At 31.5% G+C, this 13820-nt stretch carries 15 protein-coding genes; 12 read left to right on the forward strand and 3 right to left on the reverse strand.

Going from position 1 to position 13820, the window contains the following annotated elements; all coding sequences use genetic code 11:
• The first annotated feature begins 139 nt into the window (after positions 1-139).
• From AC3IPI_RS22810 to purU, 9 genes are all read left to right on the forward strand, one after another.
• Complete coding sequence (locus AC3IPI_RS22810; protein ID WP_489155980.1) at positions 140-754, forward strand: WG repeat-containing protein; 615 nt, start codon at positions 140-142, stop codon at positions 752-754.
• Between the two features lie 1051 nt (positions 755-1805).
• Entirely contained in the window at positions 1806-2162 is a 357-nt protein-coding gene (locus AC3IPI_RS22815) for a hypothetical protein (protein WP_489155982.1), read from the forward strand.
• Between the two features lie 303 nt (positions 2163-2465).
• Positions 2466-2726: a hypothetical protein gene (locus tag AC3IPI_RS22820; RefSeq protein ID WP_123912089.1), complete on the forward strand. Its 261-nt coding sequence runs from the start codon at positions 2466-2468 to the stop codon at positions 2724-2726.
• A 16-nt stretch (positions 2727-2742) separates the two neighbouring features.
• A complete protein-coding gene (locus AC3IPI_RS22825; protein ID WP_039111095.1) occupies positions 2743-3309 on the forward strand; it encodes a PTS ascorbate transporter subunit IIA in 567 nt (188 codons plus the stop codon).
• 250 nt (positions 3310-3559) lie between these two features.
• Positions 3560-4207 (forward strand): hypothetical protein, encoded by a 648-nt coding sequence (locus AC3IPI_RS22830; protein WP_489155985.1) that lies wholly within the window; start codon positions 3560-3562, stop codon positions 4205-4207.
• Between the two features lie 93 nt (positions 4208-4300).
• On the forward strand, positions 4301-4657 hold the full coding sequence (locus tag AC3IPI_RS22835; protein WP_086894588.1) for a hypothetical protein: 357 nt from the start codon (positions 4301-4303) through the stop codon (positions 4655-4657).
• 23 nt (positions 4658-4680) lie between these two features.
• Entirely contained in the window at positions 4681-5553 is an 873-nt protein-coding gene (locus AC3IPI_RS22840; RefSeq protein ID WP_409417113.1) for a hypothetical protein, read from the forward strand.
• Between the two features lie 504 nt (positions 5554-6057).
• Positions 6058-6777 (forward strand): DUF4197 domain-containing protein, encoded by a 720-nt coding sequence (locus AC3IPI_RS22845; RefSeq protein ID WP_086894586.1) that lies wholly within the window; start codon positions 6058-6060, stop codon positions 6775-6777.
• 132 nt (positions 6778-6909) lie between these two features.
• Positions 6910-7764 (forward strand): formyltetrahydrofolate deformylase, encoded by an 855-nt coding sequence (purU, locus tag AC3IPI_RS22850; RefSeq protein WP_039111100.1) that lies wholly within the window; start codon positions 6910-6912, stop codon positions 7762-7764.
• Between the two features lie 329 nt (positions 7765-8093).
• Here the strand turns inward: purU and AC3IPI_RS22855 are convergent, their stop codons facing one another.
• The 3 genes from AC3IPI_RS22855 to pyrF all read right to left on the reverse strand — a co-directional run bounded on the left by AC3IPI_RS22855 (position 8094) and on the right by pyrF (position 11730).
• Positions 8094-9587 carry a catalase gene (locus AC3IPI_RS22855; protein ID WP_489155989.1) on the reverse strand — a complete coding sequence of 498 codons (1494 nt, stop codon included), beginning with the start codon at positions 9585-9587 and terminating at the stop codon, positions 8094-8096.
• Positions 9588-9987: 400 nt separating this feature from the next.
• Positions 9988-10785 carry an ABC transporter substrate-binding protein gene (locus AC3IPI_RS22860; protein ID WP_489155991.1) on the reverse strand — a complete coding sequence of 266 codons (798 nt, stop codon included), beginning with the start codon at positions 10783-10785 and terminating at the stop codon, positions 9988-9990.
• Between the two features lie 123 nt (positions 10786-10908).
• The gene (gene pyrF, locus AC3IPI_RS22865) at positions 10909-11730 is read right to left on the reverse strand and encodes an orotidine-5'-phosphate decarboxylase (protein WP_039111103.1); all 822 of its coding nucleotides are present in this window, start codon (positions 11728-11730) and stop codon (positions 10909-10911) included.
• 154 nt (positions 11731-11884) lie between these two features.
• Here pyrF and AC3IPI_RS22870 point away from each other — a divergent pair, with 154 nt between their 5' ends.
• From AC3IPI_RS22870 to AC3IPI_RS22880, 3 genes are all read left to right on the forward strand, one after another.
• Complete coding sequence (locus AC3IPI_RS22870) at positions 11885-12358, forward strand: Dps family protein (protein ID WP_039111104.1); 474 nt, start codon at positions 11885-11887, stop codon at positions 12356-12358.
• Positions 12359-12796: 438 nt separating this feature from the next.
• Positions 12797-13351, forward strand: a complete 555-nt coding sequence (locus AC3IPI_RS22875; protein WP_039111105.1) for a helix-turn-helix domain-containing protein — start codon at positions 12797-12799, stop codon at positions 13349-13351.
• An 11-nt stretch (positions 13352-13362) separates the two neighbouring features.
• A complete protein-coding gene (locus AC3IPI_RS22880; RefSeq protein WP_039111106.1) occupies positions 13363-13812 on the forward strand; it encodes a response regulator in 450 nt (149 codons plus the stop codon).
• The last annotated feature ends 8 nt before the right edge of the window (positions 13813-13820 follow it).

Below are 13820 nucleotides of genomic sequence, written 5' to 3' on the forward strand. Positions count from 1 at the left end.
GCAGGCTCAAGTTATATACGGAAAAAAAAACTTATTCTGTTCATTTTTTCTTACTCAAAAGTATTAAAATATACGTTTTTTCTTATATATTTGATTTTACTTAAACCTAAATAGACATTTATCCAATTATATAGAGTGTATGAAAAAAATAATAGTATTTATTACAGCAATTAGTGTCGGACTTCTTTCTGCCAGATGCATGAAAAACCGAACTACGCAAACTGATGATTCCTTATTAAAGTATGATAAAATAGAGGCTTATCAAGGGGGATTTTCTGCTGTAAAACTAAATGGCAAATGGGGCTTTATAAACGCAACTGCAAATGAAATTACACCTCTAAAATATGACAACATAGCCGCTTTTCGCGAAGGCATGGCTTATGTTGAACTAAATAATAAAAGTGGTTTTATTGATGCGACAGGAAAAGAAGTTATTCCGTTAATATATGACCCAGCCGATTTTTCTTCAAGTTTTTTCTCTGAGGGCTTAGCGTTAGTATCCAAAAATGAAAAATATGGATATGTAAACAAAAACGGCAAAATTATAATTCCGATTATCTATAAACTGGCAAATGCTTTTGAAGATGGTTTAGCCAAAGTTGTTCTGAATGGTAAATGGGGAATGATAAATAAAAACGGAGAAACCATCGTTCCTTTTGAATATGATGATATGGCAAGTTTTTTTTCAAAAGATAAAATCATGGTTATGATAAATAACAAATGGTTCGTTATCGACAAACCTAAAGTAAATTAATGAATATATTCGACTCTTAATTATTATAAACACCTTACTATTAAATATCTATTTAACTTAAAGTATCCATAAACATTTTAAGAATAAAGATTTTTTATTAAAACATAAAAGATCAAGTACATTATAATCTAATACTATTATAACCCGTTGGGTGCAATTACTGCGTCTATTCGCTTCGCTCGGGTCGTGAAAAAATTATTTAAAACATAGATTTTATGTGTAAAAAAGAGTACAAAAAGAAATCTATTTCTTTCACATAGCTAGTCCCGATCCCGAAGCATCGGGACGGGATGCATTTAAAACAAGTGAAATGCCTTTTTTGTGCGTACAAGACCTATGTTTCTATGTGTTAAAATTAATTACACCCAGCGAGTTATTATATTCTTTTCAGATTAAATTCTTTTACGAAATCACATACTTATAATAGTATTCTTACTTATCAATTCTCTATTGCCAAAAACAGCAAAAAACTACCCTAACTTGCTAATTTTAAAACTTCTAGTGGCGTAAAACAGCTTTCTTTAAACAGACCTTTGCACTTTGATTTAAGAGTTACATATGACTTTTCTTGAATCGCAAAAAATACTGAATTAGAAGTAGTTATATTTTAAACAATAAATAAATGCGAATTTTTATGTGATTAAAATTTCTTAGTCACAATACTTTTAAAACAGAATCAAATTTTTATTTAATTATTAAAATACCATTTGATGCAAAGTAAACAAAAAAGCGTCCAAATTTTAGGCTTCACATCCCTAAGTACTCTTCTTATACTGATAATCATTTTTATTATTGCTCCAGCAAAAATTGAGGATTTCTGCAAATTTTCTATCGTTGTAATTACTCCTCTCACGCTTTTAGCAGCACTTATATTATCAACAATAGCAGTTTACTATAATAAAAGACACATCTTCGGATGGATTTCATTACTATTTATCATCGCAGTTTTTTCGATTACGACTTATTTACTATTAGGGTCAAAGATTCTTTCGCTTTAAGGATTACCCTGTCAATTTTCTTTTCTGAAATATAACTTATAAAAAATCTAAAAATGAAAACGAATAACACTGAAGGGCTTACACTTTTTGAAATAAAACAACTAATACAGCAAGGAGGAAAATTTGTTGCATTTCCTTACACCGTTTCTGCTCTTTTTTTATCTTATAAAAAAGAGTCCCCAATTTATTTTGTTCGCCCTAACGAGAATACACTCAAGTACTCTTTTAATTATTTTATGCTAAATTTAATTTTCGGCTGGTGGGGACTTCCTTTGGGCCCAATTCATACAATTAGCTCGTTGTATTATCATATAATTGGCGGTAAAGATTGTACCCAAATAATACTAAATGACCTAGAACAAAACAACCCTGTTTATGCTCCTGATCTTCATTATTTGCAATTTGCATAAAAGTCAAAACAAATAATTCTGTACACAGAACTCATAAAATTCAACTTTATGAATTTCCCCATAAGCTGGCTCCCAGTCTCTACAATCATTTTCACTTCAATATTACCTTAACCTAGTAGTTTTAAAACTTATAATAGTATTAATCGCCATTAATTAAGAGAACCTTTGTTGTTTCGACAAAATTATTATTTAATAAGTCAAAAAACATTCAGACAAAGACTGTTTTGTTCATTTTTAATTACAAAACATTACTCAATCATCATGTTATTGACACTGTTAACAAAGCCTAATAGGCAATGCAAAATGAAAAGCTGGCAACTATTAATTCTTAGCATTTTTTTTACTAATTGTAAAAACAATCATCAAGATTTAAAGGATAACACTAATAGTTCAATCATTGAAGATGAAAAAACTGACTCATTTAAAATTATTCCAGACTCAACTACCGTTTTAAAAAAAGATGCTCAATACCTAGAGTTAGAATTTATTCTTTGGGGCTATACCAGGACAAATCATATACCATCTGACAGAAAAATAAAAATTTCTCGCTATACCCAATTGTAATTATAAAAAAAATACCATGAGAAAATTTGATTTAGAATCATTTTACAAACACAAAAAAAACGGCGCTACTTATTGCCGATATATAACTACAGATAGTAATGGTAATGCCCTTGAAATTTATCTCTTGGAACATACAGATTCTTACCAACAAACAGTAACATACTTAAATACACCTATAAAAAAAAGGCATTTGTATGATAAGAAAACTTTAAATGTAACAAAAGAAATAGAAAGCTTTTATGATTGCATTATTGGTTTCCGAAGAGAATTTAATGAAAAAGGAGAACTTATAAAGGAGATAAATAATGACAAGCCTTTTAAATTTAGTTGGCAAGATTTGGTTAAGAAAATGAAACAGGAATATGATATAGATCTTATGAATGAAAATGACCAAATCAAGACTAATAATTATGTTTCGTCTGTATCTAGAAACTCACAAGTAATGAAGTATTTTATTATTATTCCATGCGAATTTACTCCTCATGGAGTAAGCGAGGAGAGATTTGAGATTGATGCAACAACAGGAAAAACCATTATCCATATTAAAAACAGAGCAAAATCTTACCCAAAAACAACTCTTTAATTAATCATATTAATAAGCTTTTTTGTTCTATTTCCTAAATAAACATCATCAATAAAATCTAAAAACATTACCCTAAAATACTCGTTTTTAAACTTATAATAGTCTGAAATAACTTTAATAAAAATGATATTCGCATATAACTAAACTGAAACTATTTCTCAATAAGTGCATTTAATTGTAATTGTTTTGGTTACAAACATTCTTATTGAGAATACTTCTTATCACTATTAATTCCAAAATTATTAATGCTATGAAAATTACCACAATCAAGTTATTTCTTTTATGTATTGTAATGGCTACTACCGCATGTTCATCTAGTGATGATAATGAAGACCGTCCAGTACTACCAGAACAAATCTTGTACGATTACTATATAAATAGTACCATGCAAAAATCGATTGACCAATTAGGGATTACCATACACAAAGGCACTACTCCACCTCTGGTAGAAGGTGTTTACACCATTGATCCGTTTTATTGTGCTAAATCCAACTTTGCAGATCTTGCATCAGGAACTACTTTCGGTACATCGACTCTTACGCTCTCTAACCAAAATACGGCTAAATTAAGTATCGATTTCAAAAATTTTCTAATTTATTCCTATGATAGCAATAATGAAATATGGGAAGGAAAAGGTACTTTTATATCTGGCGAAGGCAATAAATTCACTATCCTATTTCATAGTAATGGCGAGCTAGATAAAGGGGCTTATATTGCAAAATATCAAAATCTGATTATTCTTTCTGGTGAACTTGATGTTCAGGACAATAAAATTAAGGGCATCAAAAATCTACAAATGGCATCAATCATGTCTGATGATTACAAAGACCCATACAATACTTTAATATCTATAGGCGAAGGACGCCTTTTTACCGATAATTACGCAGATATAAAATAAACACAATGATCAAAATCGATAAAGTCATACAATGGGTTTTATCGATTTTGATATTTATAATTCAAATAGATTAATTTAAAACCAATAGATAATATGAAAACGACGGAAGAAATGAGCGAACATTTTTTGGATATGTTATATGAGGATGTAGTTTTATTGGGCACTAATTTATACAAAGAGATATACGAAAAAACTACTGTAACCGATGAGTTAATCCCCTATTACAAATCGGCTTTAAATTTATTTAATAGCTTGTCTAAAGAAAACCAAAAGGTGTTTTTTGAAATTATACAAAATACGATTGCAGAAACTGTTGTAGATGTCTTAGGAATCTTAGACGGAAATGTAAATCCGGATAAAAAACTGGAACCGCAATTACTTTTGAATGATGAGAATACAGACGGAATCTTGCAAGAACTTTTTGTTATAAACTACATGGAAAAAGCTTAGTTACCAAAATTTAATAACTACAAATGAAAAATACTTTTTTAATATATAAAGACGGGATTGATGATTATAAAATAGATATGAATCCTAATGAAGTGGAGAAAATATTAAAACAAAAAAACGAATTCAGAGAGTATGAGAAATATACAAATGGATCTCGTTTTACATTAAGCTCAACAAAAGAATTTGGTTATTATTTTTACTTTAAAAATGATAAATTAAAAACTATAATTTTAAACGATGCTACTAGTATCGAAATAGACAAAACCAAATATACGATAGGTAATGAGGACGAAAAAAACCTCTTTTTATCAAAACACAACCCATATATTGTAAATCGAGATTTAATATTCACCGATTTAAACATGATGATTAGTGGTCTGTTGTCTCCTTATGAAATAATCCAAATTGCCGTTTATTCCGAAAACAAAAAGAAGAAAGAAGAAAAAGAAATTGTTTCGGGCAGAACTTATAATAACATTTATGGACCTGGTAAAAAACTAGCACTTAATTCCGTTTTAAAACCTGGAGTAAGTTTAGATTTTTTGAAATTTGGCATGACGAAAAAGGAAATAAAGGAATTGATAGGAAAATTGCCTTTACAAGAAGAAAAAAAATATCAGGTCTGGGAAGATTTTAAACTAACTTTTGGCAAAAAGAATAAATTAAAAAAAATCAAACTCAACTCGGCCACAACTATAGATATTTACGTTGAAGAAACTAAAATTTATTCGAGTAAAGATAAAAAGCTTATCTACCCAAATGATTTTACTGAAGTGAAAAGTCCGTATACAAAAAAAGGAATATTCAAGAACAGAAAAGCATTTTATAATAAAGATCTAAGAGTATTATTTGAACCTAATGATGTATTTATTTATCCAATTGAGATACATAGATGAGGATTTAAAAAAAAGATTCAGAGGTTCAAAGGCTCAAAGGGACAAAGGTTTTTAGGAAGGTACTGAGGTTCTTTAAAAAAAGGTACTGAGGTTCTGAGTTACAAAGGTTCAAAGAATTAAAACTTTGCTCCTGACACTTCGGGATTGCGTATCCCGATAGCAATCGAGACTGCGCACTTTGCGGTAAAATCTTTTGCAGTTCTATTTACATACAAAATAATCGTTACCATTTTTTCTATTCTCTTACTTCTATCATCTTGCCTCTATTCTCTTGCCTCTATCATCTTGCTTCTATTCTCTCACATCTTAAATTCTCTCCTAATACAAACTATTTTTCCTAATCTAGCCCCGATGGAAACGGCATCCCGCGCTCTTTTTGGCGCGGATATAGTGTACAGCGGGAACATTGTTACTAATAAAACAAAATGTTTCTGCTCCTAAAATAAAATTGTGGCTTTGTTTTTGAATAAGTAGTATTTTTGAAACTTATAAAACTAATATTTAATGAAAAAGATTTTACTCCTTGCGTTGACATTTTCTCTAACTGCTTGTGCACAAATAAAAATACCGAAAAATTTAAATGAATTATCTTCGCAAATACAAACTTTGGGCGGCGGCGCAGATATTGCATCGGGCTTAAAAGAAGCTTTGGATAAAGGAATATCTAAACAAGTAACAAAATTAACAGCTACCGATGGGTTTTATAAAAATGAAGCAGTTAAAATTCTTATGCCTGCCGAATTGCAAAAAGTAGATGCTACTTTAAGAAAAATTGGTCTTTCGTCACTGGCTGATGAAGGTATCAAAGTATTGAACCGTGCTGCTGAAGATGCTGTAAAAGAAGCTACTCCTATATTTGTTTCGGCTGTAAAAAACATGTCTTTTAACGATGCTAAATCTATTTTGTTAGGCAATGAGAATGCTGCAACAACTTATTTACAATCTAGCACTACTACAGCTTTATACAGCAAGTTTAATCCTGTTATTAAAAACTCTTTTAGTAAAGTTGGTGCCGACGTAATCTGGTCGAACATTATTGCTAAATACAATAGTATCCCGCTTGTTAAAAAAGTAAATCCTGACTTAACAGATTATACTACTAACCAAGCTCTTGCTGGAGTTTTTAAAATGATTGCTGTAGAAGAAAAAGGCATTAGAACTGATATAAGCGAAAGAACTACGCCTTTATTAAAAAGTGTTTTTGCTTTGCAGGATAAGAAGTAATTTTACGTTTAACCGTTTAATCGTTTTTTGTTTAATTGAAAAAACTGAATATAATATATGCAGCTAACCGATTAAAAAAAACGATTAAGCAATTAAACAAATAAACAGCTAACCGATTAACCAAAAAATAAAATGCAAAAAATAACTTTTCTTATTCACTGCAAGGACCAAAAAGGTATTATTGCGGCTGTAACCAATTTTATCCTAAAAGTTGAAGGAAACATTACTTACATTGACCAACATGTAGATGTGGAGCAAAATGTATTCTTTATGCGATTGGAATGCGAACTTACTAATCGTAATATTGGTATTGAAGATATAAAAACCGACTTTAGTACTACTATCGCAACCGATTTCCAGATGTCATGGCAATTATACAATCAGGAACAAAAACCTAAAATGGCTTTATTTGTTTCTAAATACGATCATTGTTTGTTTGATATTTTAGGACGTTATAGTGCTGATGAACTGGGGGTAGAAATTCCGGTAATTATAAGCAATCATAATGATTTAAGATCGATTGCCGAACGTTTTGATATTCCGTTTCATTGTGTTCCTTTTACAAAAGACACTAAGGAAGAAGGCGAAAAACAACAAATTGCATTATTAAAAAAATACGATATAAATTTTATTGTTCTGGCGCGCTACATGCAAATTATCACACCTAGTCTGATTGCGCTTTACGAAAATAAAATTATTAATATACATCATTCATTCTTACCCGCGTTTCCTGGAGCAAAACCGTATCATTCAGCTTTTAAAAGAGGGGTGAAAATTATCGGGGCAACAAGTCATTATGTAACTGAGGAACTAGATGAAGGTCCGATTATCGAGCAGGATATTGCACGTGTATCGCACATACATTCGGTAGATGATTTTATTATGAAAGGGCGTGACCTGGAACGCATTGTTCTGGCAAGAGCCATAAAATTACATGCTGAGCGTAAAACAATGGTTTATAGTAATAAAACGGTTGTGTTTTCTTAATTGGTTTAAACGTAAAAGGGTTTAACCGCAAAGTGCGCGAAGATTTACGCAAAGGTCGCAAAGTTTTAATTATTTGAACCTTTGTAACTTAGTCCCGAAGCTTCGGGATAGTCCCTTTTTAAAAACCTTTGAACCTTTGTAACTTAGAACCTTAGTACCTTAGTACCTTTTTAAAAAACCTTTGCAACTTAGTACCTCAATACCTTTAAAACGAAAAACCCGCCAGATTTTAAAAATCTGACGGGTTTTTTATTTAAAATCTAAGATTAAGCGTTCTTTAAAGCTCTTTGAACCTTTGTAACTCTGAACCTTTGCAACTTAAAAAAGACTTATTTAACTTCTATTAATAATCTTGGATCACTAAAGTTATTTACTTCATCCATTGTCATTCCTAATGCATTTGCAACTCCTTCTCCATAAGCTGGATCGGCTTTAAAGCAATTACGAATATGTCTTACCTGAATAAACTTTTGCGCTCCTCCTACTTGTGCAGCAGTATTCTTAAATAAAAATTGCTTTTTATCATCGGTCATTAAGCGGAATAGTTTTCTTGGTTGAGAGAAATAATCGTTATCGTCTTCTCTAAAGTTGTGAGCATACGCATCTCCGTGAATTGATAAAGGTGGTTCTTTAAATTCTGGTTGTTCTTGCCATTTTCCAAAACTATTTGGCTCATAATGTTTTTTGCTTCCGTAGTTTCCATCTACACGCATTGCGCCATCTCTGTGGAAACTATTTACTGGACATTTTGCTGCATTTACAGGAATCTGAGCATTATTAACTCCTAAACGGTAACGGTGAGCATCTCCGTAAGAGAATAAACGTGCTTGTAACATTTTGTCTGGAGAATATCCTATTCCTGGAACTATATTGGCTGGATTAAAAGCTGCTTGCTCTACTTCGGCAAAATAGTTATCTGGGTTTCTGTTTAATTCAAACTCTCCAACTGGAATAAGTGGAAAATCTCCTTTTAACCAAACTTTGGTTAAATCGAATGGATGATATTTATAGGTTTTGGCTTGCTCCTCGGTCATGATTTGCACAGACAATTTCCATTTTGGAAAATCTTTTCTTTCGATAGCATCAAATAAATCTCTTTGGTGGCTTTCTCTATCTGCTCCAACTAATTTTGCAGCTTCTTCATCGGATAAGTTTTCAATTCCTTGTTGTGTTACAAAGTGAAACTTAACCCAATGTCTTTCGTTTTTATCATTGATAAAACTAAAAGTGTGGCTTCCGAATCCGTGCATCTGACGGTATGATTTAGGAATACCTCTATCACTCATTACAATTGTTACCTGATGTAATGCTTCTGGAAGTAATGTCCAGAAATCCCAATTGTTATCTGCGCTTCTTAAATTGGTTTGTGGGTCACGTTTTACGGCGTGATTTAAATCAGGAAATTTCATTGGATCACGGAAAAAGAATACTGGCGTATTGTTTCCTACTAAATCCCAGTTTCCTTGATTGGTGTAGAACTTCATGGCAAAACCACGTATATCTCTTTCTGCATCGGCAGCGCCTCTTTCGCCAGCAACTGTAGAAAAACGAACAAACATGTCTGTTTTTTTCCCAATTTCCGAAAAAATGTCTGCTTTAGTATATTTAGTAATGTCATGAGTTACGGTAAATGTTCCGTAGGCTGCAGATCCTTTGGCGTGCATTCTTCTTTCTGGGATTACCTCTCGGTCAAAATGTGCCATTTTTTCTAAAAACCAAAAATCCTGCAATAATACCGGACCTCGAGGTCCTGCAGTCATTATGTTCTGATTGTCTGGTACAGGCGTTCCTGTTGCCGTGGTAAGTTTGTCATTCGATTCCATAAGTAACAAATTTTAATGATTATATTCAAAGGTAACGTACTTGTATGTATAAACAAAATTGATTGTTTTTATATTCTGATAACTACAAACTATTAAAAAGTTTTAAATTAGTACATTTTTAATTTACCTAAAAGTAATCAAAAAAAAGTTAACTTATGTACAACAAAGTAATAACAAAACCTTAACAGGATAACATTGGCTTATGTCTGATCTTTGCAATGTAATAAACTGGTTATTTATTATTTTGGTTTTGGTTAGTTAAATGATTGCCGGCATCTGTTAGATGTCGGCTTTTTTTTGCCTTATAATTTCCTACATTTTAAAGCATACAAAAACCAATGCTTCCTATTGAGATTTTAGGAGCACTTTTATTTTAATGGAAATTCTCTATAAAAAAATATTATTGCAGGCGTTCGTGCATTTGCTTAAAATAGGAGAATGCTTTTAGCAAACGTGTTCCATACCAAGAAAACATTTCGCCATCGACAAAAACAGTTTTGGCATGATGTGTAAATCGACCAATCTCGAATGCATCTTCTTCTTTAAAAGGATAAGGTTCGGAGGATAATAAAACGACATCTGGATCGCCCTCTAAACGCATTTTCTTAATTTCTATTTCAGGATAACGTCCTTTATCAAGGTATATGTTTGTGAAGTGATTGAGCTTGAGTAGCTCATTGATATAATTATCTGAACCTGCAACCATAAAAGGATTTTTCCAGATAAAATAAGCTGCTTTTTTAAACGGCTTGTCTTTTATAAAAGATTTAAAATCCTGCAACCCAAAAGCTAATTTATCGTTCCACTTTTGAGCTTCGGTACGGCAATTAAACAATTGTCCGAAATCGGTAATCATTTGAAAATTATCTTCGATAGTCAAGATATTAGTAACCCAAACCGGACATATCTCTGATAATTTTTCGACAATTTCCTTTGTGTTTTCTTCTTTATTACAAATGATAATATCTGGATTCAATAATCGGATTTTCTCATAATGCACTTTCTTCGTTCCGCCAACCATTTTCTTTGTTGATTTAAAATGATATGGGTGAACACAGAACTTGGTTATTCCGATGATTTTATCTTCGAGACCTAAATCATAAAGTAATTCGGTTTGCGAAGGAACAAGCGAAATAATTCGTTTTGGTGCAGTTTCGAAAGAATGTGAAGTACCGATTTGGTCTATTAGGGTTTTCATTTGTTTAAAGTTTAAAGTTGCTCTAGTTTGAGAGTTTTACCGCAAAGGTTACAAAGGGTTACGCAAAGAACACAAAGCTTTGCGGACTTTGCGTAAATCTTAGCGCTCTTTGCGGTTAAAAAATTAAACCTTTGAACTCATAATCTCTTCCATTTCTTGTTGTACTTTCAAAGCTTCTTCTCTTGCTTTATCAGCAAAATCAGTTCCTTTAGAAGCATAAATAATAGCACGAGAAGAATTAATAAGTAATCCTACTTTATCATTCATTCCGTATTTGCATACTTCTGCTAAGTTTCCGCCTTGAGCGCCAACTCCTGGAACCAATAAAAAACTATCGGGTACAATCTTACGAATCTCAGTAAAATATTCGGCTTTGGTAGCTCCAACAACATACATTAGGTTTTCGCTATTTTTCCATGTTTTAGAAGTTTCCAGAACTTGCTTGTATAATTCGGTACCATTGGTAATTAAAGTCTGGAAATCGAATGCGCCTTCATTAGATGTTAACGCCAACATTATAGTGTGCTTATTTTCGAAAGCTAAGAAAGGCTCTACTGAATCTTTCCCCATATAAGGTGCAACTGTTACACTATCAAAATTTAAATCCTCAAAGAAAGCTTTGGCATACATGCTCGATGTATTACCAATATCGCCACGTTTGGCATCGGCAATTGTAAAAATATCAGGATGTTTCTCGTTGATATAGTTAATCGTTTTTTGCAGCGACAACCAACCTTTTATTCCGTAAGCTTCATAAAAAGCTGTATTGGGTTTGTAAGCAATTGCCAAATCGTGTGTGGCATCAATTATTGCTTTATTGAATTCGAAAATTGGGTCTTCGGTTTCTAGAAGATGTTGTGGAATTTTGGTTAAATCGACATCTAAACCGATGCATAAAAATGATTTTTTTTGAAGAATTTGTTCGTGTAGTTGTTGTGTTGTCATATTGTAATTTGCTAGTGCGGCAAAATTACAAATAATATTATTGGTATTCGAATTTCGGCAAACATAGAATTCTTATAAAACAGAGCGGTAATTGTGTAACAAGTCAAGCTGTTGTTAAAACTAAATTTGGAAAACAACGTTTAAAGTAAATTACATGAAACCCAATATAGGAATAGCTCCAAAAGATTTAAAGAAAAGTGCCGACATCTTAACCTCAATTTTATCAAATGAAATGATCTTATATGTAAAAACAAGAAAATTTCATTGGAATATATCTGGAAACAGTTTTATGGAGTTACATAAACTATTTGAGGATCAATATGGTGTTCTGGAAACTATCATTGATGAAGTAGCAGAAAGAATTAATCAGCTTGGCGAAAAAACAATCGGAACCATGACAGAATTTATTGGTAACTCGACATTAAAGGAGTTTCCTAATAAGTATCCGTCGCAAAAAGAAATGCTAAGTGAGTTATTAGAAAATCACGAACAGGTTATTACTGAATTTAGAAAATACATTCCTGCTTTCGAAAATGAAAATCATGATATTGGTTCTGCCGATTTTATCACTGGTTTATTAGAACAACACGAAAAAATGTCCTGGATATTAAGACGTTATCTAAGTTAAATTTTTACTAAAATGGGAATTCTGCAACAAATACCCGTTTTAATATAACTATTTAACTCTCAATATTTTGTACATTTACATACTATACTTTTCGAAGTGTAAATAAATTAAAATAAAGAAAACGGGCTATAAAGAAAAGTTGAAATATTACGCACTACATTTTCAGATGATGATTTGATGTTTGCTGAAGTGAGGAAGTCGAAATTATTATTTAAGACTTCAGCAAAAATTAGGGAAATCAAAAAAAGTAGAGAATCAAATCAATCTGATTTGTAAATTCTTTTTAACTCAGTTAGTACCGTCTAATTTTATATTAGGCGGTATTTTTTTGTTAATTACTAAAATAATAACAATCACTCCCCTACACTTACTTTACTGCTCATTTTATTACTACTTAGCAATAATTTTTTATCTATCTTTAGCAATATTTTTTAAACGATGAAGTTATTTATTAAGTTTGACATTAATACAGTTTGCACCCAATTTCTGAAACAGAAATTAGGCGAACGCCAAATAAATTATACACCGTTGGGTTTTGGAGAAATTGAATTGGACAAAAACCTAACATCCGAAGAATTGGATAGCATGAAGAATGAGTTAGAGCCTTTTGGGTTAGAAATTGTAGAGAATCAGAAGAGTGTTTTAGTACAAAAAATAAAAGATGCTATTATAGAAATGGTTTTTATGGATGAAAACGGGAACAACTTAAAAAGTTCTGTTTATCTAGCCGAAAAATTAAATCATAGTTACGGATACTTATCAAACGTATTTTCGGAAGTTACTTATTCGTCTATTGAGAATTTTATCATTTTACAAAAAATTGAACGAGCCAAACATCTCATTATTATAAATGAAATGAGCTTGACCGAAATTGCATTTTTACTCAATTACTCTAGCGTTGCGCATTTAAGCACACAATTTAAGAACACAACAGGAATCACTCCTTCGGCCTTTCAGAGAATCATAAAAAAACGACGCGAAAACCTAAAATAAAGAATTTATAAATGCAAAAAAACGCATTACATATTTTACTGGCAGATGATGATGAAGATGATCGCCTTTTTTTCAAAGACGCCTTTGAAGAAGTAAAAATACAGACACAAGTACAATTTGCTCATGACGGAATAGAGTTGATGGAGCACTTAATGCATCCTGATACCATATTACCCGATATTTTATTTCTGGATTTAAATATGCCTAAAAAAACAGGTAAAGAATGCTTGATGGAAATAAAAAAAACAGATCATTTAAAACACCTTATAATTGCTATCTACTCTACTTCTTCATCAGAGGAAGATATTGAAGATACTTTTATACAAGGAGCAAATATTTACATTAAAAAACCAAGCAATTTTAATGCTCTAAAAAAGATTATTAATGAAGTTGTAACTTTAAATTGGCATTATCACACTTCTGGTTTAAACCGTGATACATTTTTGTTACGCTTAAAATAATTAAAATC

The organism is Flavobacterium sp. GL_143 (assembly GCF_057834355.1).